The organism is Herbaspirillum huttiense (assembly GCF_047300815.1).
Classification (GTDB): Bacteria; Pseudomonadota; Gammaproteobacteria; order Burkholderiales; family Burkholderiaceae_D; genus Herbaspirillum; species Herbaspirillum huttiense_A.
In genome coordinates this window covers 103990-126079 of record NZ_CP178609.1, presented here as the reverse complement: position 1 = coordinate 126079, position 22090 = coordinate 103990, and the positions used below count along the sequence as shown (strand labels likewise).

Sequence of the window (22090 nt, the reverse complement as noted above, 5' to 3'; positions counted from 1 at the left end):
GGCCGGGAAAGGAAAACACGATGGCGCAAGCGCTGTTCGACTTCAACGAAGTGCCGATGCAAAAGCGGTGTCGTTGGTTCGTGCGACATGGGGCGACGACGAAGTTTGATCGTGGGTTCAGGGCAAAAGCCGACGCTGACAACTGGATCAACGCCATGCGCAGTCGAATCGAGTGGAGGGCTGGATTTGTGTTTAGGCTTGAGGGTGACAGCGTAGACATGTCCATTGTGGATCGTAGCGGTAAGGTCGCTACTCCATAAGTACAAAGGAAAAGCATATGCCGCGAAAAGCGCCTGTCATCACCAAAATCCGCACAGCGGACGCCAACAATCAGGTTGTCACTGTCGAAGGCGGCAAGGGGGCATATCGTCGCCAGCCGTGCGCGAAATGCCCGTGGCGAGTGGATGCGACAGGTGAGTTTCCGGCAGAAGCTTTTCGACATTCAGCGGGGACGGCATACGACATGGCGCAGCATACGTTCGGATGTCATGAATCAGGCACAAAGAAACCGGCCACTTGCGCGGGCTTTTTGTTACGGGGCGCGGCTCACAACATGTCAGTCCGCCTCGCCTATATGACCGGCAGGATCATTGGCGATGTTACAGACGGCGGCCATAAGCTGCACGAGAACTACCGAGCTATGGCTATTGCCAATGGCGTACCTGCGGATGATGCGGCCCTGACCGCGTGCCGCGATTGATCGAGGAAAAACCGGCCAGGCCGGGAAAGGACAAAGATTTATGATGAACAAAGAAACGCTCAACCTTTTACGTTTGATCGGCACCGCCGCCCTCTGGGCCGCCCTGCCTATCGGTATGGTGGTCGGCTTGTCAGCAAAGGCATTTGCAGCGATTTTTCCAGATTGGTTTTTCCCCTACGGCGTCGCATTGCAAGCGGGCCTGTGGTGGGTGACGTTCATTGCTTTCGACAAACATCTGCCGCAGGAAGGCAAACCGTGCCGCATTGGCGCGGCGTTCTTGATCTTCGCACCAGTACCCATGTATATCCTGTTATCTGGCACGGGTGATTACTCAAGCATTGAGCGTATCAAAAGCGTATCGCCCTATATCGCTCTTGGACTGCCACTCCTGTTTCTTCTGCTCCTGCCTCTTATGAAGCGCTTCAGCAGTCAAGACGCCGCTACTCCGTAACGCCGAGGAAAAACGCCTGGCGACGGCGAGCTGGCGCACCACAGATTCACCCACGGCCCGCTCGACGGGCCGATGGCACTGAAGGGTCGTCAAGGGGGCGACCAGGTTGCGTCGAGGGACGCCCGTTTTCGACCGGTAGTCGAAGGAAACCTTGCTACATGAAATCATTTATTCTTGCATTACTTCTGACAGTCGCCGCCGGCGCCGCTCACGCTGAGCCCTCTGCGAACGCTGATTTTTCTAGCACCAATCCTGTGCTGACAGAAAAGATGATCAAAGCGTCTTTAAGTCAAATGAAAGGGCAGAGTTATCGTGATTTCCAGTTCTTAACTACGATCGCCAGTGCCCCTTCCAAAACCAAGCCCCCGATCTATCGTATTGGGTATATACCCGGGGAGGTTGTCATCTACATCTCTATGTTTGTGCCAGCTTCTACCAAGACGCCTTTGCTCGCATGGGAGACTCGAATTCAGAAATTTCCAAGCAAGAATACCGGGTCTCAGATGACTAAAACTCTACTCATGATTGATTGCCATAAGTCGACAATCCGGCCAACGAATGTCATCGACTACGATGACAACAATGAATTAGGGAATACTTCGCTGGCCGGCGTCGGTGATATGCCAATTACGAAGGGCCAAATCGATGCTTATCAATTGGATAGCATGTGCCAACAAGGGCCGCTCGATATGGTCGACAATCCCCGCGCTGATGCTAAGCGGATCTTTGGGCAATAGACTCGACCATGTGAGAAGGTCGGCATAAAGGAAAAGAATGCACGCGCATATGCTTCAGGGCTGGGTAGCACCAGCTCCTCCGATCCGCTTCCCTGAGCTGACTGCTGTGAAGCTCCAAATGGAATACGGCCACCGTTGGCATTTGGACTTTAGCAGCACAGAGACGGGAGAGCATAGATTTGCTAGCGACAGCGATGAATGCCCCGAAATCGCGTGGCCTTGGACTCAAAATTTTGAACCATCTGATGATGACTGGCGTGTCATCGGATTTTCTCAGATCGTGACCATCCAAGATCAGTCCCAACAAATCAGGCCGCTTTCCGCGCAAGAATTGGAGATTCGCAGGTTCGTGGAGTCATTATTGCCCGGTCCCGGCTACAACTAATCCAAGTCGAGGAATAATCATGGAAATGAAAGATATCGCAAGTCAAGCCGAAGATCTGTATCAAAAGCATCAGAAGACGGATTGGGCCGCAGTGGCAGCGAATCTGTTTTTGTTCCCCATCACATATGGTGTCCTATCGATCAACACCGATGATGTGTCTGAACTGCGCGCGGCAGCGATGCCTGACGATTGGCTCAAGGCGGTGGCCAGTTTGCCCAATCTCAGCAAAAAGGGGCTTGCCACGCTCGCGGACGATCTCACAAAAAATGGTTTCGTCTCTGTCTACACAGCGCGTAAGTTCGTGGAGATCGAAACCAATGAGCGGTCCGAAGCGAACTCTTCTCCTAAAGAAGTGGCTTCGGCGGGAAGCGCCATGATCTTGGCCCGCGCAGAAAAAGAGCTACCTGGCACTATCAAGCGGTTTGCAGAAAGTGCGAAGGATGTAGCTGGTGCTATGTCCGGGTTCGCGTCGTTCACCATCGAGAAATCGATCCTGGCAGGCAAAGGCCTTGGGGCAGCAGCAGAATTCCTCAAGACACTGCGGAAGTAGATAGGAAAAATCTGTGAAGGTGCCTCAGAAAGTTAAAGCGGCCTTGATCGCCGAGGTCGGAAAGGCTAACGCGGCTGTCTGGGTTGAATATATGCCCCAATGTGTCAATAGCCCTCCTGAGCTTTGGACCAAAGAAGAGAAAGCGCAATTCGACATGCTGACTGATTTCGAGCGCAAGACGGTGGAAGCGATCAACAAGATTCTTGGCTAGGAAAGACGCCCGGCGCCTGAAAGCATGACCAGGCGCAGAACAGAACCACCCTTGGCCCGCTAGACGGGCCAGCGGCCATGAGAGAGGGCGCAGTACGGATGTGACGTGCAGGAGCTTCCGGCGATGGAAATACCTCGCCGCGCCGGATTGGCGATCAGCGGGCCGCCGACCTAGCCAATCGGCACTCGGGTAAGAACCGAGCGCCCTCACCAGATCAAAGCAAAGGAAAAATCATGAACGATCAAATACAAGGCATGAAAATCATCACGGGCACGACCGCTGAAGGCATGTCGTCCACTCTTGGGCGTGTAGGCGCTATGTCCGAATTTTCAAACCAATTACAAGAGCAGGGTGCGCGGACGCAGGCAAGCCAACGGGTTGTTTTCGACAAAGGTGCCAGCTCCGATTTGCTCGCTGGGCTGATGCTCCGTATCTGATCGAGGAAAAACACCTGGCGCCGGGGAGCTGGCGCACCACAGATCTACCCATGGCCCGCTAGACGGGCCAGTGGCAGTGAGAAGGCTGGCATGGTGCTGGCGGGCGGAAAAAAAGGGAAAGAAAATATGTCGTTCTTCGGTGTCATCTTCTACTTGGCTGTAATGGCAGCGGCTACTTTGTGGAACGGATATGTAGCCTCAACACTATGGGGATGGTTCATTGTCCCCTTGGGCGTCAGTGCTATCACGTACTGGCACGCGGTCGGCTTATCGGCCGTCGTTGGGGTGTTCTTCGGCGGCAGCTTCAGCTTGCGCTCCGATGGTGAATCGCCGGTAGAGGCTGCTTTTGAAGACATCCTGAAAGCTGCGCTCGTACCACTGTTCTGCCTTGGTATTGGCTGGGTTGCAAAGCAATACATGTAGAAAGGAAAAGGGTCACGCACGATGTCTGCCACGGCTGAAGAAAAAGTTCTTTTGTACTCTTGGGTTGCCAGCCAGTTTTGCGTCCTGGTGCCGAAGCGCCGAGGCTCAGGGTTCCTGAAAGTGCCATACGGCCATCACATCAATTCCAAGCTGGAGTCAATTTCAAGTGCGGTGGCCTGCGATGTATTCGGACTTGACGGAATGTTGGAGTTTGACTGCGGAGGAAGTATTTACCATGATGAAGTAAAACGTCAGAAGTTTTCCAGCGTGGTTGTCCCTCTGCTGCAATCCCACTATGGTTTCAGTGCGCGTGAAGTTTCTGCATCAGAATTCTGGAAGTTTCATCCGACTCCAGGCTCTAGCAATTTTTGATCGAGGAAAAATATGCCGCAATATCGAGTGACAATCAGGAAGGTGGTGGAGGCTGATCTGGTGATTGAAGCCGACAGCGCTGCTCAGGCCAGAGCGATGGCCAAGGAGCAACCGGCAGACTTCTTTGCCGTGGCTGATTCCATCGACCGAGACCTTTTTACGGTTTGCAAGGTTACTAAGGCTGCGGACTAATCCGCCAAGGGAAAATCCCGGCGACGGCGGCGTTCGCCAGGCGCTGGCCAACAAGGAAAAGGAGAGTGTGATGAGCAGAAACAAGCAACAGGGGAAGTATGCAGGTGCTATCTGCGGACGCCATTATCGTCTGGCAACCATGCTTACCCGCAGAAATGACGAGATGCCCAGTACCGCAGTCGCGGCAGCAGTAAAGTTTGTCCGTAATTATCCCCGCTCTCGCTGAAAGGCCTCCGAGGAAAAACCAATGACCGACGTGACCTTTGAAGAAAAGCTGCGAATTGAGGATGAAGCTATCGCGGTTGCGCGCCAGGTAGGTGCTAAGGCATATGCTGATGCCTTGAAGACCGGGGTAGCGGCAATCTGCCCCTACGACCCCGATAAAAGTGGTGACTACCTCGACGATGTTCGAATGACCGCCTGGTTCGACGGGATTGCGTTTGCACAAGCGCAGCACGAAGGTCCTGCATTCGTGACGCTCGGAACGCCAGCAGCCGTTAAGCTGGAAGTGGTTCATTCTGATGGTTCGTCCACATACTCAATCCCAGCTCCGCATAGCGCAGACTAGTGGCCAAGGAAAAAAGAGCGTATGAATTCGTGGCCGATATCCATGCTCGCAGCGGGTGCTTGCAGCGCAGCCGCCATCTTGCTTATCCGTGAGCTTCCCAGATTCGCGGATACAGTCCCAGCGGGGATGATTGTTGGCGTCTACATGATCGTCGGTGGCCTGGTCGTGCTGGCAATTGGCACACTGACGGCAGGTGGTGGCCTTTCGGCGATCAAGATCCCGTCGAACGCTGGAATGTTGGGCGTGGCTGCTATTGGGATTTTATTAGCCGCACTGGAGTTCTTTTTTGTGTTGGGCGCGCGCCAGGCTATGCCGCTGCCTGATGCGTTGATTGTCTATAACGTCACCAGCTTGTCGCTGGTAGCGATTGGCGGTTTCGCCATTTTTGGTGAGACGATGGATTGGTCGCGAGCAGTTGGCGTAGCGCTCGGCGTAGGGTCGATGTTTATGCTGCTGCAACCTGCAGCGCGATAGGGGGAAAGTTTGAAATCATTACTGTTAAAACGTCTGATCGGTGCTGGTGGTGCCATTGGTGGTGCCGGGGCGGTGCTGGTGGCGTACTCTTTCACGTCGAAGGACATCGAAGTTTTTACTGCGGGGGCCATCCTCGTGTTGGCCGGGCTGCAATGCGCTATGAACGCGCACATCGCCCTAGTTAGAAGCCGTCTGTAAACGACCGAGGAAAAATCATGTTTTATTTGATCGACGAAATTCCGAACTTCTGCCCGTCTTGCGGGAAAGAGCATTCGGCTGAAATGAAGCGTAATGCATCTGCGGACTTCTTCGCTGGCGCATCGAGCCAATGCAACTGCGGGGTGATGTATCAGCACGTGGAATCCCGCGTCCTGGCCGAAGCATCGAAGCTCAATAAAGCGGGTGATCTCCACCGCTACGTTTGATCGGAAAACAAGATCATGACATACGATGCACACGAATACCGCGCCGTCGATCTGGCCGTTGGCAAGCAGGTCAAGGCTGAGCTGCTTGCGCAAGGCGTTATGAGCTATCCGGCAGTCTGCCAGTGCTGCCACGGCTCCGGCAAGACACTCCTAGGCAAGTGCGACAACTGCGGCGGCAAAGGCACCTACGAGCTGGCCGTCTGACAAAGGAAAAACCGGCCAGGCCGGGAAAGGGAAAATTATGAATAGCATTGATATCGACACGAAACCCGAACCGCTGGAAGTAGGCTGCGGACGACTGGTAAGCCTGTCTCTGCGTAGTGCATTCACATCGCTGCTGATTCTTTTCTTCGCCATAGTGTCTCTGACACCCGTTGCCCCGTTTTTAGCCCGCATCCAATATGCCATTACGGTTGTGTCCAACGACGCACCGCTATTTTTGCGGATGATGGTGGGGCTGACTCTCGTTTTTATGCTGTGTTTCGTGGTGCCTGAAGCATGGATGATGCTGCGTTCTCGCCGTCGCCAAGCGTAACCAGATGATGGGGACACTATGCAGCTGTTGAAAAGGATTTTTTCGAGTCGAGTAGTAGTGATTGTGGTAATGGGAATTTCTGGCGCAGGGGCTGTGCTTGCTCTCGCTAATCACAGTGTTGCGCTGGCTTCCTTACTAGCTGCCGGATTTGCAGCTTGCTCGCTTCGTCTGTCCACAATAGACGCGGCTCGTGAGTCGGGCCTGACGCTACAAAAATATTTGCGCCTCCGCTCGCAATGGTTCTCCGCGTTGTCACAGCAACAGAAGTTGATTGTTGTATTTGTGGCCGCAGCTTGTACTTTTGTCGGTGTAGTCTTTCTGGCGAATTTAGTGAGCTTGATGTCGGAACTGATTACGTCGAAATAGAACGGAAAAATCCCGGCGGCGGCGGCGTTCGCCAGGCGCTGGCCAACAAGGAAAAGGGGATTGAGATGACACATGAACTGATCCGTAGCGGATACGACATTGATGGAATCCGCGTCGAGGTGCTGTTCGACGACGAAGCCAAGCGCTTCACCATCGCGACGCGCTGGGTCAACCTGACTCATTTCAATTTCTGGCCGTACAACGCGCGCACCATGCGCTTGGCGCTGGATCAGGCCTTGGCATCGTTCGAAGTGGTCTGCATGGATGGCGCAACCAAGGACGTGGCACTCCGCGCAAAGGCTGCTGCACGGTCTATCCATCCGCGTCAATGCACCCCCGGCGGTTATGAGCGCGAAGTATTGCGTCGCGCCGCCTAACCGCCCTCTGCCAACCAAGGAAAAACCGGCCAGGCCGAGAAAGGACAGATGATGGCAGGAATGACCGATATTGCGTCTCTTCATGCTGCGCTCAAGGACGCCAAGTCAGTCGGCAAATACTTCCTGCCAAAGACCGCCGGCGGATGCGAGTCTGGGTGGATGGCCGTCTGCGGATCTTGCGCCGATACGTTTGGCCGTTACCATAAGATCGAATACTTTGAGTTGCGCGGCGAGGCTCCAGGCAATGAATGCGCCCACCAATGGGAAAAAAAGAGCCTTGTTACACAAACAGGCGGCTATGACGTAATGATCTGCCGTAAATGTGGAACAGAAACACAGCGATTCGGTTTGGGGCAAAGCTTTCATGCAAACACCTAGGGAAAAATCGGCACCGACGCCAGGTGCATGACAGAACTGCCCACGGCCCGCATCGACGGGCCAGGGTCAATGAGAGAGGCCGGCGTGGTGCCGGCTTACACAATGGAAGGGGAATTAGCATGAAAGCAAGAGTCTGGTTATATATGGCGGTCCTGGTCACATCGAGCACTGCCTTCGCTCAAGACAACGACGCGCTATATCGCCAGCTGGGGACGACACTTATCGCCGGACAGTGTGACGTCGTGATGCAGAAGGGGACAACAACTGAAAGTGAAAGGTCTGGCGCCTCCTATGTCGCTGACAATAAGCAATTGCACCAATGTCAGTACGTACAAGAGATCTCCGTCCAAGGATGCTCCCGCGATAAGAGTTGTCCAAGCTATGAGGATTGGAGTAAGACGAACTCCGACTTTACGCCGAAGTTGCCTAGAGGTGCTTTCATTGCGAAGTTGGACGAACGTAGAGAAAGGATGTTTTTGCTACGTTCGACGAGCTCGCAGAAATAGGACGGAAAAAAGAAATGTCAGTTTGCGCTGAAATAGTAGTTTTATTTTCCGAACCTCGCTGCGAATGCCTCCTCGTGAGCATGCCCGACTTTGCACCTGTTGATGGCCCCGACCTGGAGTGGTGGGTGTCCCCGTCTGGGGAGCTTGAGTATAAGCCTTCTGCGCGGAATGCTCCGCTATTGGGAGAATCAAGCCTCGAAGGACGGCTCTGGATTGGGTCACCAGGGCGTTGGTGGATTCCAGGAGACGCCGACTACGGTGGTAATCCAAGCCGCTACGCTGAAATTATCCGGTCATTTATGAAAATGCCCGATGTTCAGTATGTGTGGTATGGCCGAATTAAGGATGATCTGGGATGCAACAACCTCCCAGCCGTGACTGAAGAATGGCTATCCGCTTTCTTCTCGGTGGCCACTCAGTAATCATCAAGGAAAAACAGATATTGCTCGCAATAACTTTGCTTTTCATCGTTTCTTGCGTCGCCGTGATCTTGACGATTTGCACGATGATTTCACGGCGCGATTGGGGCAGCGCAATTGCATCGATCGGGATCTGTTCTTTTTTTGCCTACGTCGCATACGTCTGGGATAAGACAGGCGGATTTTTTAGCTAAGACGTCAAGGAAAACATATGTCGAGTAGTTTCCAGCCAGCCACCGAAACCGCTCAAAATTCGCTGTTGCAACGGCAACGCCAACGGTTCGAGGAACGCTGGTCATTTGCTGCCGAATGCCGGGCAGGCGACGGCTATCATGGCGCGTTCGGGCTGCGCTGGGAAGGTTGGCTCACTGCACTCGATAAGAGTTACGGAAGTTGAAGAACGCGCGGGAAAAACCGGCACCGACGTCGGGTGCATGACAGAACTGCCCACGGCCCGCATCGACGGGCCGGTGGTCATGAGAGAAGCCAGCGCGGTGCTGGCCAGGAAGGAAAACAAGATCATGACATACGATGCACACGAATACCGCGCCGTCGATCTGGCCGTTGGCAAGCAGGTCAAGGCTGAGCTGCTTGCGCAAGGCGTTGTGAGCTATCCGGCAGTCTGCCAGTGCTGCCACGGCACCGGCAAGACACTCCTGCGGAAGTGCGACGACTGCGGCGGCAAAGGCTCCTACGAGCTGGCCGTCTGACAAAGGAAAAGCCGCTATGGCAAAGAATCTGAAGGTATGTGATCTGGAAGGCGCGAATTTGAATATCGCAGTGGCGCTTGCGCTGGGCTACGAACGCTACAGTGGGCCGTGGTGGCGGCACCGCGAACACGCTGAGACGATGATTGACCTCAACCAATATTCGCCATCAACGAATAGCCAGCAAGGGCACGACATCATTGAGTCGGATTGGATTTCTCTTGAGCGACCGTCACGCGGCCAGAAAGAGCCGATCTGGCGAGCTGTCATGGATAACGCTGCGCCTCGGATTGGATCTCAGGTTTATCAAACCGTTGTTGCCCAATTTGGTGAGACGGCGCTGATTGCGGCTATGCGAGCCAAGGTCGCTAGTGTGTACGGTGAAGTGATTTCGTCCGACTTGTTCAAGCAGAGTAGCGCGGCGTAATGGAAATATGGATTCGAAATACTCTCGTTGGCGAAGCAAACAGGGGTGTAGCTGAGAAGAGTTATAAGATTTCTGTGCAACAAGAATAGTAAAATATCGGTACCGTCGGCGACCATGTGCGCCGCAGATTCGTCCGCGGCCCGCATCGACGGCCAGTGGTACTGAGAAGGCCGGTATGGTGCCGGGCAAAAGGAAGCCATGAAACAACGCGCACAAAAGAAAGTCCGTTACCAGCAAATTCAAGTCGGGAGAAGTGCGGCGATCCGGAAATGGATACGAGAGCTTATGAGACAAGGCGCCGGGCATCGAAAAGATGGCAGCGAATATTCGAAGCTATTCGACAGTCCGCACGACGCAATTCAGTTGACCGGGAATATCACGGTGGACATGCGGCATCTGTCTGTCGATATGAAGGCGTTGGTTATCGGGCATCTCAAACAAAAAGAAGACCGCGCTCTGGCTTTGAAAAGCGACTAGGAAAATATGAGTTACCAAATTGTTGCCAGAGTTGAACCCTTCGCGGATGCAAACGATCCAGCCAGTGTGGAGCGTTTGGCTTCTCTATGCGGTACCAAGAGCTTGGCCTCGATGCACGACGTCCATGTGAGTCGTGATGGCGCATTTGTTGAATTCATGGTCTATCTCGGTGACGCAGATGCTGCCGACCTCACACGAAAGCTATGTGGGATGCTTATTGACGGTGGAATCTTGGCGTTTGATATCTGGCACTCTGTCTGACGATCAAGGAAATTCCATGGATATCGTAATGCTGGGGATGCTGCCTGTGTTGCTCTACTTTGGTATCAAGGCGTGGAAGACGTTACCTGCGAAACTGGAGCCGCTTCACCGCGCTTTTCTCGAAAAAACTGTTGAGGTTGAAGGATGGAGCGGTGCAAAGATTGATTTGCGTACTTGCTCGTTCAAGTCGCATGCATTCTATTTGATCCCTCCAAAGATGAAATCAGTAGGTGAAATGCAGATTGGCGGGAATCGGCTCCCGATCATCGTTACCACTTTTCCCACTGGGCGCAGCGTCGCTCGGATGGGCTAGCAAAATAAATTGGCCAAGCCGGGAAAGGACATAAAGTTTACTTGGAAAGCAATGATCTGGGCGCTGGTGGCCATCGCTGCCTATTCCTACTACGCTGGATCACTTGGGATGGCGATAGCCTTCGCGGTCATAGCAATCTGGGTTCCTCTGGGCCGATGTCAAGGCATCGAGGCAAGAAGCGGCTATCGATCGGTTGCTGAGTAGTCACCCTAGCGTGGGCGGTGAAAAGCAGACGGCGATGCGAAATACGGGCGGAAAGATTTTTGACGGGATCAATCGCATCGTATTGATTGCCTTGCTTATCTTTTGCGTTTTCTTGCTCGGCAAGTTCGTACAAACGTTGGCATAAGATATCGAAGAAAAAGCCGCACCTTCATAAGGAGCTTCACTGTCTGCCCCATTGGTCCGCAAGACGAGCCATTAGCAATGGTAGGTCACATGGGGCGGCCCACAATAATATGTTGAAAGGGAGTCATGTTTGCAGCGTTTATCTTCGGCTCTTTGATTGCATGGGCGATCATTTTCATTCGGACAGGATTTGCATCAGTGCCAGACTGGGTGGTTATCGTTTCTGCGGGTATTTTCTTCGCAGCAGTCGTAGTTGCAGCCCGCACTAGGGATGTAACTGGCCTCGTGGTCGGAGCAGGTATTGTTCTATGCTATGCCGCTATCTATACGTTGGTCGTATTCCAACCAGGTTCGGAAGTGTATTCCGGCGATGCATGGTCGAAAGTCGCATATGGCGTCCTAAACGTGATTCCAATCGTTTCGGGGATCATCGCGATGGTGCTCCCCATGCTCAACGCTTCCAAGAGGCGATCGGCAGCTTTCGGCAGCTAAAAGGAAAAACCGGCACCGACGACCAGGTGCATGACAGAACTATCCACGGCCCGCATCGACGGGCCATTGGCATTGCAAGAGCCAGCGCGGTGCTGGCTTGGATAACTAGGAGTCGCGAATATGCCGGTATTGCACTTAACAGATCTACCCACTGAAAATGAACTTGATCAACTCCAGTTGGAACTTGAGAGTTTCGTTGAGGCGTTCCAGCGCAACCAGATTGGACCGATGGCGGCGAGCGTTGAACCAGCCGATGAACCCGTTGGTTATTTCTCTCTTGGCGGTTATACCATTCCGGCAAACGGACGCTGGTACAAGATAACGGGCCAATAACCACGATTCCTCAGGCACGCAAAAAGTATTCCTTCCGGGCGAAGGCCCACAATGCCGCGCTCGACGCGGCTTTTTCAATGAGACGGGTGGCGTTCGGTAGACCGCTCCGCTTTTGTTAAATGGTACGGCCCGGATCTACTGACCGGACTGTTCCGGCGTATCTAATCGAGGAATAACCGATATATGGGACAAGCTAAACAGCGTGGTTCGCTTTCAGACCGCATCGAACAAGCGCAAGGCGCTATACAGTTGTTGAATTACAGTGCTGATGCTTTTAATGATCTGCTTGAGCTCGCAAGAAGCTTGGAGACCCCTGGTGATCTCGTAAAGCTGCAGTCAGTCCTCACGCTCCGTGGTATGGCGTCGAAGCTGCGGAATAGCCAAAAGTTCTTGCTTCCCCTGAACGGCGACATACTTGAGGTTGCTGGAATGCGCGAAAGCTATCTCGATTTGTTGCGGCTCCCATATCCAATCACCGCATTGGAGTTTCCTACTGACCCTAGCAGGAACGGTGGCGCTCGCAAGTGCGTTGTATTGGCTTGGACTGGTACGGATGGGCTTAACGAAAGAAGTGAAGTTTTCTCGCTGGATGAAGACGAACTTGGCGAGGTCATCCAATTCACCGTGTTTTATTTCTCGTACAAGCAAAACGCTTGGCGTCCTACACCCTGTACGTTTTGGTTCCATCGGAACCATATCGAACTGCAAGGGACAGCAATAACAAAAGGACTCGGATACGCACATTCCTATCCAAGCCTATTTGCTGGGTTTTATGATCGGTTTAAGGATGATCCTGATGCCCTCAAAGACGAAATTCACGAGGAGCTAAAAATCGGTATGGATACGCTCATAGAATTTTGTCTGACTGTGAACTGTGAGAATGTCCGACAATCCGTAATTCCTGCTTCGGAAATCTTAAATAAGCGACGAGTTGAGCGGGGGGACAAGCCTTTTGATACGTATCGTGTCCTTACGATTCCAGGCTCCGGTTCGCGGGGGGCGAGCGTTTCAGCGGACTTTCATGCAAGTCCGCGATTGCATATTAGGCGTGGCCATCTTCGCCGCCTTGCAAGCGGAAAGGTGACATGGGTTCGACATACCCTAGTGGGTGACGCAAACAGGGGTGTAGCGGAGAAGAGTTATAAGGTTTCAGTGCAACAAGAACAGTAAAATACTGGTACCGTGGACGACCAGGTGCGTCACAGATTCAGCCACGGCCCGTATTGACGGTCAGTGGTAATGAGCGGGCCGGTGGTGCTGGCCAGGAAAGGAACATTGGACATGAATGGCATTGTGGCTGTGAAGACTTTGATGGTGCTGATTACCCTCAGTCTTGGTTGGTTCGTATGAACGCCACGTATTTCCGCACCGTCGAAATGATCGTTGACGCGCCAAGTTGCCCAGGTGGGGAATGTGGAATTAAGACCTTTCCGCTTGGGCAAGGGCCGAAGCTGAATAGAACGGAAAATAGGACATTAGGACATGGACAGTGTTTCAAAGGCTGCTCGGGTGCTGTCGGTACAACTTGGCTACGCTGAAGCTCAAGCTTATGCACGCCATCTCCGTCTCGTGCGTCTCGTCGATTATGAGCGCCACGCACAAGACGCGGAGGAGGCATACGACATGCTGGAAGCTGGAGCAAAGATTCTCAAACAGCTTGAGCGCTCGGGTCTTTGAGGAAAGACGCATGCGGCGCGAGCTGGCGGGGTACAAATTTTCCCATGGTTCGCTAGACGGGGCAGCATCATTCAGATGGCCTTCAAGGTAATGGCCATGAAAGGAACATTAAATATGAACGACATTGCGGTTGTGAAGCTTTTGATGGTGATGATTACCCTCGGCCTTGGCTGGTTCGCGTGGAGCCCACGAAATAGGCCGGCGCATAGTTATGTCTTCTGGGGTTTGGTGTTTGGCGTCGTCGCGACAGGTACTCTAGGCATCCTCTTCATTGTTTGATTGAAGGAAACGTTGAGCAAGGAAAAAGTGACACCTAGGTCGCAGATGTGCCCAGAATATGGGTGGTGAATTGTCACTGCACTCCAATCGCAGGCGATCTGGGCTTTGCAGTTCATTCTTCTGCAGATGAGCGAATCGCACCTGGCGCTAGAAGTAGGGCCCGGGCCGACGAGCTGCCGAACCGCAAGCCGACGCACTGGAGACAGCCATTTCCTTCCATCTATTATCCTTTTTTGTAGTACAAAAATAGTTTGATGCTATATTTTTTGTACTACAATAAGTCATTTCCTAATTCTGTGGTCCGGCTCGTTCCTTGCGTCACCGAGCAACCTCACATCAGCACTAGTCACTCCACATGAGCCTTCCCCACATCAAAGCACCGTGTCGTGATTGCCCTTTTCGAAAGGACTGTACTAAAGGCTGGCTCGGGGAAGAGCGTGCAAGCGAGATATTGGCCGCTGAGTCCTTCGTCTGTCACAAGAAGCCAGACATGCAATGCGCCGGCCATATGCTCATCAAAGGGCAGCGGAACATCTTTGTGCGAGTGGCATCCGCCTTGAAGATCAAATTGAATCTGAACGGTCGAGATCAGGTGTTCAAAAGTGACGCCGAGTGTATCAAACACCATACGCACTGATAACCTTTTCCAAGGATAACCATGAGCATCAAGCTAACGTCAGTCACAAAGTGTCGTGTGTGCGGCAGTACGAATCTGACTTGGAACACCGCGATGACAAACCCCTCGGGGATTGCGCAAGGTCGGCTGACCACTCGGGAAGTTGACTGTGTCTTCTTCCTGGGATGCGACCAATGCTCCGAGACATTGGTAACGATCACGGCTGACAAGGTTGCGTCTGTGCTGAATGCTGCAGCACGACGTCCGCTGATGCCAACGACGCCCGATGCTGCCTTCGTGCGAGCGAAGGGTGAGTATGACGACGTGTGCGCCAAGATTAGCAGCCTAAAGCGAAAGCTGGACGCTGGATCCAATCTAGTCTCGTACTCTCAGCTCTCTGTCCTTCTCGACGAACAACAGGCTCTAAAGCAGCGCTTAGATGATGCCGCTGCCTTGGCAGAGCATTCGAGACCTGCTGCGCGAACGAAGGAGGAGCGCGATCACGCGGAGAACGTACGCGTGCGACGTGAGCGCCAGGAACAAGACGCCTCTATGCAGTGAATGGAGCTGCTCAGTCAAGCACCGATTCGAGAAGGAAAACCTCATGAAAAATATTATGTTGGCTGCGGCAAATTTCGGGTTTCAACATACGAAGTGGCAGATTTGCGGCTGTTGCGAGGGGCATGGATCGGTTGATCATCCAGCATTTTCCAACGGATTCACTTCGCAGGAGTGGGCCGATATGCAAAATGACTTTGACGAGCATGACGGTAGCACCGCAGCCGATAGGTATCTCCGCGGCGATTATGATGTGCTCTGCCTGGTCTGTCACGGGTCCGGTAAGGTACGGGTGGCTGATGTCTCGAAGATGTCCTTCGCCCAGAAGCGCGGCTATGTGCGTTATGTGCGTGAGCAGCAAGATATCGCGCTAGCTCAACGTCAAGTTAGCCAGGAGTCTGCTGCGGAGCGTCGCATGGGCGCCTGACGTCTTATACCTGCCGCAAGGGCTGATCAGGTGGATGGCCTCGGGCACCTTGGGATACCAGAATGAAATTTCTATAAGGATTTGATCTTGGGTAAGGTTACTGGTGAAGTTGTCTCTACTATTCACGGCACGGGTTTGGGATCCGGATATTTCGGCGGCTGCGAACTCTGTAGCAAGCACGTTTCGGAGACGTTCGTCCATCAGACTCACCGTATTTATGTTCGCGCAGACGGTTTGCGCTACCTCAGTCCGATGACGGGCGGGACCTATGGACATCGAGAATGCCTGGTTGGAAAATTTGGAGAAGCTGCCGATAAGTCGACGCTACCGCGTCATGGCAATCTCACGCAGGCACCTGGATAAATGCGGAAAGAGCACATTCATTTTCAGAAGCGGATAAGGCATGAATCGTGACTACCAGCTGAGCGATCAGCAGATCGCTGATGCTTTCAAAGGGACAAACTACGGCAATGCAGACCTACGTAAAGAGCTGGCGCATGGAGTGTTGAGTCGAATGTGTGGTTTGGCGATTGGAGGGACGACAGAGCGCGTGCTTCAAGACTTGGGGATGCTCACAAAGAAGCGGAATGCCACAAAGCGTGGCCGCATGTTTTGCGCTGATCATTTTCACAGATATTATCGCGGAGCCTAAAATGACTTCCATCAAAAAAGACATGCTGACAGCGGTGAAGGGGGAGCTGGCCGCACTTGAGGCCATTGAGCTTCCGGCTCATTCACCTACGATCGCCCTCAAGGAGATCATTGCTGAGTGTCTTCCTGATGAGCAAGAGGAGGTCTGGGAGGCGATCCAGGCGTACGCGGACATTCATGCCCGTGCTGCTGTGCAGTTGGCGGTTGCCGGTGTCGAGCCTCCTGCGGAGGCGAAGCAGGAGCCTGTCCCATCCGATATGGAGTCCTTTGAGGCATGGAAGGGCTACCCACTGCCTCCGCGTAACTCTGATGGACAATTTGATGCAGAACCTCTGCACCGAGAATGGCGAGCCTTCTGCGCTGGTCGCGCTTCCCAGATCCACGTTACCGCAACACTCGAAGGTCAACAAACCCCTCTTCGCTGGATCACAGAAAGTGACTACAAATGGCTGTTGCAGTTTCCTGATACAGGAAGCGCGACAGTCACCTTACTCAACAAAGGCGGCGGAAAGCGCGTCCCTATGTTTGCTGGCCGACGACCGGTGGCTCAGTCAGAACTCGACGGCGATCAACGCGTTGCTGTCGAGTTCTACGCGGCTAACCCATCAGCGGCTTTGTTCGACATGAACCTCAGGCTTTATCGTAATCAGGCTCCCTCAGGTTCTGCAGGATGAATTCCGCCGAACTCTGCGCAGGCAATGCAATTCGTGGAGCAGTACGGACTCAACTTGGCCGCTGCTGGCTTCAGCCAGGCTGACACGCTGAAGGCGTGTCAAATCATCTTTAGCACAAAGGTTCCGCAGGGCTCGCCGACGGTGGCATAGTCCCGACCACCCGCCGTTCTACCGTTCGGTCTTACACGTAGATGCAAGACATCTCAGTGCGCATTCAAAACGATGACCTGAATGGTCATGTTTCATTTAACCCAGCGGATAATTCTTCCCGTATGGGGAGTTCCGTGCTTCAAAGGAGCATTTGAGATGGCTAACAACTATTACGATATGACAGGGGTTCTGAAGTTGAACAAGGTCACTCCGGTGATCAAAGCTCTCTTCGGTTCACTGGAGCTCGATGCGTCTCAGCCAGGCAACGGAGAAGTCTACATCGCCGAAGTCGCTGAACAGACGGATTGCTCCTGGGACACCATCTACAGTAGCCTCGATGATCTGGCGAAAGAGCTTAAGGCGGTCAGTAGCGGCTCGTTCGAATCCATTGACATTGTTCTGCTTGCGCTGGCCGACTACCTCAAATCACCTTATGTCGAGCGTTTGACGCGGGTGATCGACTCGGCGGACTTCGCAGAGCATGCCAGCATCGACGAGCTGTTCGAAATCGCGCAGTGTCTTGATGACGGGCATGGTCTCCAGGCCATCAGAACAGAAGCTGCTCGGCACTGCGACCAATCCAGGCTGTTTGCGTTCGGCGGGTCAGGCCGATACTTGGGGAAGCACTTTGCCCACCGTATCGCCTCGGACGAGATTCATCAACTCGGACCCGAGATGGATTCGCTTTTGGCCGCCGGCGAACTGGAGAGTGCCGCAAGCCGGATCTGCAAACAGGTCGAGAGTCTCTTGGCCGGCGTGGTCGATCCTGGCCAGCGTGAAGAACTGCGAGCCAAGTTGTTCCTTCGTGCTGATGTCGATAGCGAAGCTGGTGCTGACCGGAGCAAGTAAGTCAGCTCTCATTGACGCTAGGTAACCCACACGCCCCGCGCATTCCTCCATGGATGCCGGGGCTTTTTTTTTGGGGGGTTGGTGTCTTTGGGCTGGTTGCGCCTTGGAAGGAGGCTGGCCGCATTTAGAACAGGGCCAGAACCCATACTTGGCCAGGTTTCACTTGGATGTGCTATCAGGCGAGTCGCCGGCATGGGACTGCGACGCCATTCGGTTGGCGGACCTAACTGCTTCTTTCATGGGAAGGCGGTTATGCGTCGCCGTCAGCCCCACAGCTCAGGCAATACGAACGATCATATTCGTCGCTCGGGCAAGAGAATCTGTGGCCGTGTTCAGTCTCGCATTCAAATTGCTCAAGGCTCAAACCTGCGCCGTCTCGAATGTAGCGGTGGATCGTCACCGCGCGAGTTCGAGGGTACTTTTTCCGGAGGATTAGGTACTGGCCAGCAGTTCGACCAAAATCAACAGCTTGTGATAGTGTACGCATCGAATTTTCCGGTTAAGCGGATCTCTGTGTGGACGTCGGCGCCCCGCTGACAATGGCTGCCGCCCCGGTGGCGCCGCATTCGACAAGGCCAACACGTACGTCGAGCCACAGGTGCGGCACTTGTCTCGTTTGTCGGCCTTGGTTTCTAAGGCCTGTCCTTCGTTCATCGGTGGTGTTTGCCTTGCTTCTATGGAACGAGCAAGCCATCTGCTTTGGATATTTCCCTGAGCCGCCTCGCCATCACCCCCTTCCAGCCGGGCCATCGCATTAAGTCGATCGAGCAGCCACGGCCGCCATCGCTGGCCTGTATTGCGCTCCAATCGCTCAGCTCTTCTTGTTCCTTTTGCGTCAGAAATTCAAGTACAGATTTCGCCTTACCTGAAGGTCCCAGTATCGTCGACTGCGATCCATCAATGGTCGTTAGAGAGTACAGCTTCGAATTCATGATTCCTCGCTCCCGGCTTAGGCCGGTCTTCCGCTATAGCTGTTGATCTTCGGTTAGGTTTTTCCCAGCCTGAGTTGCCTGCCACGCGCCCGAGAGCTTCCTGCCGTCCACGGCTCGCTGTTCGACCAGGCCCAAGCGCTCAAGCGCGTGCAGCGTGTCGACGTTACAGATTCTTGCGCCATTCACGTGGATGCTGGCCCCAGGACCGGGCTCGCTCGTCCAACCGTTTCCAAGCCACTTCATTACGCGCTTCTGAGCATCGGTAAGTTTCATGCCTAGTTTCCTACTCGCCTTTATCGTAGTCATCGAACCAATCCTGGAGGTTTTTGAGCGCCGCTTCTGGATGAGCCCGCTTGATGCAGCTTATTGCAAATTCTCGTGCCGCTTGCTCAGAAGAAAAGAACCGCGGCTGTACATATGGCGAAAGATTCGGCTTTGAAATTCCTTCCATGGAATCGTACCGATCACCATGGTCGACCTCCACGAACCAACGTCCATCTCGGCATCCGACGAGGTTCAGTCCTGCATCAGGAAAATCTCCAGTTGCCCAACATACCAGTGCATCGAGATGTTGATGCTCGATGGTTCCATACATTGCATGTGTATTTGCAGCAGTGCCTATTCCCATGTTTTTTCTCACTTACGACATTTTTACCTGGTTCCAACTCTTCATGCCCGCTTCGGAGTCCACCGGAGTGAATCGTTTCGATGTTGAATTGATCTCTTCCAGAGGGCTACCCACCTGGAGCCGGCCAAGCAGACCTTTCCTTTGTCGAGGCTTTCAGAGCGCCAGCCGTTTCACGGGCGGTGGCCGGTCGGTGCGGGCCTTGTAAGGGTTTGTTTTCTGGTGGGGTCAAGGCGCCTTTGCAGGTGTTTCAATAGTTGCTTGTGGGACGCCGAGTACTTATCCACGTTAGCCGAACAGCTGGCGCGAAGCGGAATCTTCAGGCAGAGAAAAATAGGATTTGGCCAACGCGCTCTCCGGGCAACGGGTCACAATTTTTCGGGCGGTATAGCCAGCTTCCTTGCTCGATCCGCCGTCAAGTTCGCGGATCGTCCTCACAGCCTGCATCCAAGGCAGCTCGCTAACGAGCTCTTCAAAAACTTCGATGTCAGTACTCATCAATATCCTCTCTCCGGTAGGTAGGACGCAATTGCGCACATACCATCCGGTACGCGATCTAGGATAACATCGGGAGTAGACTTTTTGGAGTCAAATATTCTGAAAGGCAGCTATTTTTTGGAGTACAATAAAGGGCATGATAACAGCTACCAAACCGAAGCAGAAGCGCGCACGTGCCACCAAGGCGGCTGCTCCAGAGGAGCGCAGGATCGGTAGGCCACCCAAGGCGCCGGAGGAGAGGCGTAGTGGCCGCTTGCAGAAGCGGGTGTATCCGGATGTGGCAGAGAAGGCCGCCCGATTGGATACGGATCTCATCGAAGAAGCCATCCGAAACATTCCGGATAAATTCATGAGGCCTTTGCCGAAACCTAAACCGAAGGGGTCAAAATGATGGCGGTGAAGCTGAAGCTCGTCGATTCACAAGGCACGCTCTGGGTGATTCCTGGTGAGGTCCTGATGACCAAATTTAGTAAGCGTCATCGGTTCATTCTGCACAAGTCGATCTCTCTCGAAAACGACGAATGGGTCGTCACGCACGAGCGTACGTCCGCGTCGGTGGGCTCCGGCCGGACCAAGCAGTTTGCAATTGACGCAGCTGTCGCGGCCCTCAAACCCTTGAGGGTCGCCGAATTCGAAGCGCTTGTCGAAGCTGCAGTAGGGCGCCGGCCGCCATTGCTTGTGGGTGAGCTAGTTAGAACGTACGCGGCATGATTATCCCGATTGGGGGTAGAGGTCTATGGATATCTTTCTGGGATGGCTTACTGCAGCTGTGATCGCTTGTTTTGGTCTGGGTTATCCGGGTGATGCCTGCATCGCCGGTGCAGCCTGCGGTATCGGTTTGGTGCTGACAATGACGATGGGTAATACCACGCCCCTTTTCGTGGCATCCAGTCCGGGCTTGCTGGTTTTCCTGAAATTTTCCCTGTTGCCTATGGTGTTGTCGACACAGGCTGGTCAGAAGTTGAGTTATCTGTCCAACACCTTCTTTACCTCGAAGTCAACCATCATCGGCCTGAGCACACTTTCGATTGTAGCCCTCGCGGCTCTCTTCTTTTGCTGGCTTGAGGGAATCGAGATTTCCCCAAAAAGTGATGACGACTGGAACTGACCTTGGTGGGCAAGGGCTCGGTCAGCTACCAGGGGCTTATCGTTCTTGGTAGCAAAGCATTGAGGAGTTATTACGATGGCGAGAGGACGTCTCGTTGCGGAGCTGCGCAGCCGCGATGATACTGAGGTTGTGTGGGAGATCTATGGTAGGTCCATCGGCACCTATTTCGCGCGGATCCGGGCACATGACGGAAGTCTATTATTGCAGACTGGCGCAGAGCGGAGAGTTGCGGCACTGAGCGTCACTGCTAGGCTAGAGGCGCGTGTACGCACAGCGATCGCAGCGGTTAGGGATGTGCTGGTCGCTAAGATCAGCAGCCAAGGCTTGTATTTGATCGCGCTGCCGGGTGAGGTTCCAGACGCGGCACACTACCTTGCCGGGCCCTGTCGGGCCGGTGTCAAATACGAGGTAGAGTTTTTACGCTATCCGATCGAGCAGTTCTTAAGTTTGCCAGTTGATCTCGGTGCCAGGCATGAACATCTAGCTGACGAAGAGATGTCGCCGGCGCCGCCATCGCAGTCTTGACTCCCGACGTGCTGTGACTGTTCTAGAAAAAAGTTTCTACAATCTGTATTGATTTGACGCTTTTTGCATCGACGGGTGCGTTCTCCTTGGTATGTGCTGGTTTCGCAAGTGATAGCACGCTGACGTAATGAAGAGCGCTACCGATGATTCCGTCGCCCAATCGGCGTCGAGGCATTACCTGGCGTCTCAGGTACACCCCGTTATACGAGGATAAGTAAGATGAAATTTGTTGTAACAACTGCGCTGGCGGCTCTATTTGGTCTGCCGATCATGGGTTTGGCAGCAGCGCCTGCCCCCGGCTCTCTGGATGCTGCGCGTGCTCTGACGGCAGAGTTTTTGCCGATGGTGGATATCGGTGCAGCGGACCATTTCGAGATCACAGGGGCATTTATCAGTCAGGGTCTGGCCACGGTGAATGCTGGTATCCCGGTCGGTGCGAAGCGGAAGTCGTGTTTCGTCAATTTGACTCCCCACACAACGGCTAACAAGTATGGCTGGGTGGTTAGCAAATACTATTGCGCACTCATGTCTCCCGACGTGGAAAAGCTGGACGGCAAGCCATTCACGCTGTTGCGAAAGGGCGCGTAATGGGTAAGCGCAGGAACTTGATGGAAACTGAGCTCAGGCGTAGCGGTGCCCAACTAGTGCGCACCCAGA

44 protein-coding genes are annotated in these 22090 nt (G+C 53.7%); 40 read left to right on the top strand and 4 right to left on the bottom strand.

Going from position 1 to position 22090, the window contains the following annotated elements:
• Window positions 1–20: 20 nt before the first annotated feature.
• The 36 genes from ACLRDN_RS25875 (at window position 21) to ACLRDN_RS25700 (ending at window position 17745) form a co-directional block, all read left to right on the top strand.
• Window positions 21–260, top strand: coding sequence for a hypothetical protein (locus ACLRDN_RS25875; protein WP_413460734.1), 240 nt, complete (start codon window positions 21–23; stop codon window positions 258–260).
• Between the two features lie 17 nt (window positions 261–277).
• The gene (locus tag ACLRDN_RS25870) at window positions 278–700 is read left to right on the top strand and encodes a DUF6283 family protein (RefSeq protein ID WP_413460733.1); all 423 of its coding nucleotides are present in this window, start codon (window positions 278–280) and stop codon (window positions 698–700) included.
• Between the two features lie 40 nt (window positions 701–740).
• On the top strand, window positions 741–1151 hold the full coding sequence (locus ACLRDN_RS25865) for a hypothetical protein (RefSeq protein ID WP_413460732.1): 411 nt from the start codon (window positions 741–743) through the stop codon (window positions 1149–1151).
• Window positions 1152–1309: 158 nt separating this feature from the next.
• Window positions 1310–1888 (top strand): hypothetical protein, encoded by a 579-nt coding sequence (locus ACLRDN_RS25860; protein ID WP_413460731.1) that lies wholly within the window; start codon window positions 1310–1312, stop codon window positions 1886–1888.
• Between the two features lie 37 nt (window positions 1889–1925).
• The gene (locus ACLRDN_RS25855; protein ID WP_413460730.1) at window positions 1926–2273 is read left to right on the top strand and encodes a hypothetical protein; all 348 of its coding nucleotides are present in this window, start codon (window positions 1926–1928) and stop codon (window positions 2271–2273) included.
• A gap of 19 nt (window positions 2274–2292) precedes the next feature.
• Window positions 2293–2823: a hypothetical protein gene (locus tag ACLRDN_RS25850; RefSeq protein ID WP_413460729.1), complete on the top strand. Its 531-nt coding sequence runs from the start codon at window positions 2293–2295 to the stop codon at window positions 2821–2823.
• A 13-nt stretch (window positions 2824–2836) separates the two neighbouring features.
• Entirely contained in the window at window positions 2837–3034 is a 198-nt protein-coding gene (locus ACLRDN_RS25845) for a hypothetical protein (protein ID WP_413460728.1), read from the top strand.
• Window positions 3035–3267: 233 nt separating this feature from the next.
• Window positions 3268–3471, top strand: a complete 204-nt coding sequence (locus ACLRDN_RS25840) for a hypothetical protein (RefSeq protein WP_413460727.1) — start codon at window positions 3268–3270, stop codon at window positions 3469–3471.
• A 90-nt stretch (window positions 3472–3561) separates the two neighbouring features.
• Entirely contained in the window at window positions 3562–3894 is a 333-nt protein-coding gene (locus ACLRDN_RS25835; RefSeq protein WP_413460726.1) for a hypothetical protein, read from the top strand.
• 21 nt (window positions 3895–3915) lie between these two features.
• On the top strand, window positions 3916–4266 hold the full coding sequence (locus tag ACLRDN_RS25830) for a hypothetical protein (RefSeq protein WP_413460725.1): 351 nt from the start codon (window positions 3916–3918) through the stop codon (window positions 4264–4266).
• A 12-nt stretch (window positions 4267–4278) separates the two neighbouring features.
• A complete protein-coding gene (locus ACLRDN_RS25825; protein WP_413460724.1) occupies window positions 4279–4458 on the top strand; it encodes a hypothetical protein in 180 nt (59 codons plus the stop codon).
• 247 nt (window positions 4459–4705) lie between these two features.
• Window positions 4706–5026, top strand: coding sequence for a hypothetical protein (locus tag ACLRDN_RS25820; RefSeq protein ID WP_413460723.1), 321 nt, complete (start codon window positions 4706–4708; stop codon window positions 5024–5026).
• Between the two features lie 21 nt (window positions 5027–5047).
• Window positions 5048–5500 (top strand): hypothetical protein, encoded by a 453-nt coding sequence (locus ACLRDN_RS25815; RefSeq protein WP_413460722.1) that lies wholly within the window; start codon window positions 5048–5050, stop codon window positions 5498–5500.
• A 9-nt stretch (window positions 5501–5509) separates the two neighbouring features.
• Window positions 5510–5698, top strand: coding sequence for a hypothetical protein (locus tag ACLRDN_RS25810; protein ID WP_413460721.1), 189 nt, complete (start codon window positions 5510–5512; stop codon window positions 5696–5698).
• Window positions 5699–5715: 17 nt separating this feature from the next.
• Window positions 5716–5925, top strand: coding sequence for a hypothetical protein (locus ACLRDN_RS25805; protein ID WP_413460720.1), 210 nt, complete (start codon window positions 5716–5718; stop codon window positions 5923–5925).
• Window positions 5926–5940: 15 nt separating this feature from the next.
• Window positions 5941–6129, top strand: coding sequence for a hypothetical protein (locus ACLRDN_RS25800; RefSeq protein WP_413460719.1), 189 nt, complete (start codon window positions 5941–5943; stop codon window positions 6127–6129).
• A gap of 37 nt (window positions 6130–6166) precedes the next feature.
• Window positions 6167–6460, top strand: a complete 294-nt coding sequence (locus ACLRDN_RS25795; protein ID WP_413460718.1) for a hypothetical protein — start codon at window positions 6167–6169, stop codon at window positions 6458–6460.
• An 18-nt stretch (window positions 6461–6478) separates the two neighbouring features.
• Complete coding sequence (locus ACLRDN_RS25790; RefSeq protein ID WP_413460717.1) at window positions 6479–6826, top strand: hypothetical protein; 348 nt, start codon at window positions 6479–6481, stop codon at window positions 6824–6826.
• A 65-nt stretch (window positions 6827–6891) separates the two neighbouring features.
• A complete protein-coding gene (locus tag ACLRDN_RS25785) occupies window positions 6892–7203 on the top strand; it encodes a hypothetical protein (RefSeq protein WP_413460716.1) in 312 nt (103 codons plus the stop codon).
• A 51-nt stretch (window positions 7204–7254) separates the two neighbouring features.
• Window positions 7255–7581 carry a hypothetical protein gene (locus ACLRDN_RS25780; protein ID WP_413460715.1) on the top strand — a complete coding sequence of 109 codons (327 nt, stop codon included), beginning with the start codon at window positions 7255–7257 and terminating at the stop codon, window positions 7579–7581.
• A 1136-nt stretch (window positions 7582–8717) separates the two neighbouring features.
• Window positions 8718–8903: a hypothetical protein gene (locus ACLRDN_RS25775; protein ID WP_413460714.1), complete on the top strand. Its 186-nt coding sequence runs from the start codon at window positions 8718–8720 to the stop codon at window positions 8901–8903.
• Window positions 8904–8940: 37 nt separating this feature from the next.
• Window positions 8941–9216, top strand: coding sequence for a hypothetical protein (locus ACLRDN_RS25770; protein WP_413460713.1), 276 nt, complete (start codon window positions 8941–8943; stop codon window positions 9214–9216).
• 16 nt (window positions 9217–9232) lie between these two features.
• Window positions 9233–9640: a phage protein NinX family protein gene (locus ACLRDN_RS25765; protein ID WP_413460712.1), complete on the top strand. Its 408-nt coding sequence runs from the start codon at window positions 9233–9235 to the stop codon at window positions 9638–9640.
• A gap of 198 nt (window positions 9641–9838) precedes the next feature.
• A complete protein-coding gene (locus ACLRDN_RS25760; protein WP_413460711.1) occupies window positions 9839–10117 on the top strand; it encodes a hypothetical protein in 279 nt (92 codons plus the stop codon).
• Between the two features lie 6 nt (window positions 10118–10123).
• The gene (locus ACLRDN_RS25755) at window positions 10124–10378 is read left to right on the top strand and encodes a hypothetical protein (RefSeq protein ID WP_413460710.1); all 255 of its coding nucleotides are present in this window, start codon (window positions 10124–10126) and stop codon (window positions 10376–10378) included.
• 16 nt (window positions 10379–10394) lie between these two features.
• A complete protein-coding gene (locus tag ACLRDN_RS25750; protein WP_413460709.1) occupies window positions 10395–10691 on the top strand; it encodes a hypothetical protein in 297 nt (98 codons plus the stop codon).
• 474 nt (window positions 10692–11165) lie between these two features.
• Window positions 11166–11531, top strand: a complete 366-nt coding sequence (locus tag ACLRDN_RS25745) for a hypothetical protein (protein WP_413460708.1) — start codon at window positions 11166–11168, stop codon at window positions 11529–11531.
• 120 nt (window positions 11532–11651) lie between these two features.
• Window positions 11652–11864: a hypothetical protein gene (locus tag ACLRDN_RS25740; protein WP_413460707.1), complete on the top strand. Its 213-nt coding sequence runs from the start codon at window positions 11652–11654 to the stop codon at window positions 11862–11864.
• Between the two features lie 183 nt (window positions 11865–12047).
• Window positions 12048–13034, top strand: coding sequence for a hypothetical protein (locus ACLRDN_RS25735; RefSeq protein ID WP_413460706.1), 987 nt, complete (start codon window positions 12048–12050; stop codon window positions 13032–13034).
• A 312-nt stretch (window positions 13035–13346) separates the two neighbouring features.
• Window positions 13347–13541, top strand: a complete 195-nt coding sequence (locus tag ACLRDN_RS25730) for a hypothetical protein (RefSeq protein ID WP_284076972.1) — start codon at window positions 13347–13349, stop codon at window positions 13539–13541.
• Window positions 13542–13616: 75 nt separating this feature from the next.
• A complete protein-coding gene (locus ACLRDN_RS25725; RefSeq protein WP_413460705.1) occupies window positions 13617–13820 on the top strand; it encodes a hypothetical protein in 204 nt (67 codons plus the stop codon).
• A 355-nt stretch (window positions 13821–14175) separates the two neighbouring features.
• Window positions 14176–14457 (top strand): DUF6283 family protein, encoded by a 282-nt coding sequence (locus tag ACLRDN_RS25720; RefSeq protein ID WP_413460704.1) that lies wholly within the window; start codon window positions 14176–14178, stop codon window positions 14455–14457.
• 583 nt (window positions 14458–15040) lie between these two features.
• A complete protein-coding gene (locus ACLRDN_RS25715) occupies window positions 15041–15421 on the top strand; it encodes a hypothetical protein (RefSeq protein WP_413460703.1) in 381 nt (126 codons plus the stop codon).
• A gap of 403 nt (window positions 15422–15824) precedes the next feature.
• Complete coding sequence (locus ACLRDN_RS25710; RefSeq protein WP_284076976.1) at window positions 15825–16073, top strand: hypothetical protein; 249 nt, start codon at window positions 15825–15827, stop codon at window positions 16071–16073.
• Between the two features lies 1 nt (window position 16074).
• Window positions 16075–16746, top strand: a complete 672-nt coding sequence (locus ACLRDN_RS25705) for a hypothetical protein (protein WP_413460702.1) — start codon at window positions 16075–16077, stop codon at window positions 16744–16746.
• Between the two features lie 306 nt (window positions 16747–17052).
• Window positions 17053–17745, top strand: coding sequence for a hypothetical protein (locus tag ACLRDN_RS25700; protein WP_413460701.1), 693 nt, complete (start codon window positions 17053–17055; stop codon window positions 17743–17745).
• Between the two features lie 674 nt (window positions 17746–18419).
• Here ACLRDN_RS25700 and ACLRDN_RS25695 read toward each other — a convergent pair.
• The 4 genes from ACLRDN_RS25695 to ACLRDN_RS25680 form a co-directional block, all read right to left on the bottom strand.
• On the bottom strand, window positions 18420–18677 hold the full coding sequence (locus ACLRDN_RS25695) for a hypothetical protein (RefSeq protein ID WP_413460700.1): 258 nt from the start codon (window positions 18675–18677) through the stop codon (window positions 18420–18422).
• A 33-nt stretch (window positions 18678–18710) separates the two neighbouring features.
• The gene (locus tag ACLRDN_RS25690; protein WP_413460699.1) at window positions 18711–18950 is read right to left on the bottom strand and encodes a hypothetical protein; all 240 of its coding nucleotides are present in this window, start codon (window positions 18948–18950) and stop codon (window positions 18711–18713) included.
• 10 nt (window positions 18951–18960) lie between these two features.
• A complete protein-coding gene (locus ACLRDN_RS25685; protein WP_413460698.1) occupies window positions 18961–19305 on the bottom strand; it encodes a hypothetical protein in 345 nt (114 codons plus the stop codon).
• 285 nt (window positions 19306–19590) lie between these two features.
• Complete coding sequence (locus tag ACLRDN_RS25680) at window positions 19591–19800, bottom strand: hypothetical protein (RefSeq protein ID WP_413460697.1); 210 nt, start codon at window positions 19798–19800, stop codon at window positions 19591–19593.
• A 136-nt stretch (window positions 19801–19936) separates the two neighbouring features.
• On the opposite strand from ACLRDN_RS25680, the gene ACLRDN_RS25675 reads away from it, so the two are divergent.
• The 4 genes from ACLRDN_RS25675 (at window position 19937) to ACLRDN_RS25660 (ending at window position 22021) form a co-directional block, all read left to right on the top strand.
• On the top strand, window positions 19937–20191 hold the full coding sequence (locus ACLRDN_RS25675) for a hypothetical protein (RefSeq protein ID WP_413460696.1): 255 nt from the start codon (window positions 19937–19939) through the stop codon (window positions 20189–20191).
• On the top strand, window positions 20188–20511 hold the full coding sequence (locus tag ACLRDN_RS25670) for a hypothetical protein (protein WP_413460695.1): 324 nt from the start codon (window positions 20188–20190) through the stop codon (window positions 20509–20511). The genes ACLRDN_RS25675 and ACLRDN_RS25670 overlap by 4 nt, the downstream gene beginning before the upstream one ends.
• 25 nt (window positions 20512–20536) lie before the next feature.
• The gene (locus tag ACLRDN_RS25665) at window positions 20537–20908 is read left to right on the top strand and encodes a hypothetical protein (RefSeq protein ID WP_413460694.1); all 372 of its coding nucleotides are present in this window, start codon (window positions 20537–20539) and stop codon (window positions 20906–20908) included.
• 744 nt (window positions 20909–21652) lie between these two features.
• On the top strand, window positions 21653–22021 hold the full coding sequence (locus tag ACLRDN_RS25660; RefSeq protein WP_413460693.1) for a hypothetical protein: 369 nt from the start codon (window positions 21653–21655) through the stop codon (window positions 22019–22021).
• The last annotated feature ends 69 nt before the right edge of the window (window positions 22022–22090 follow it).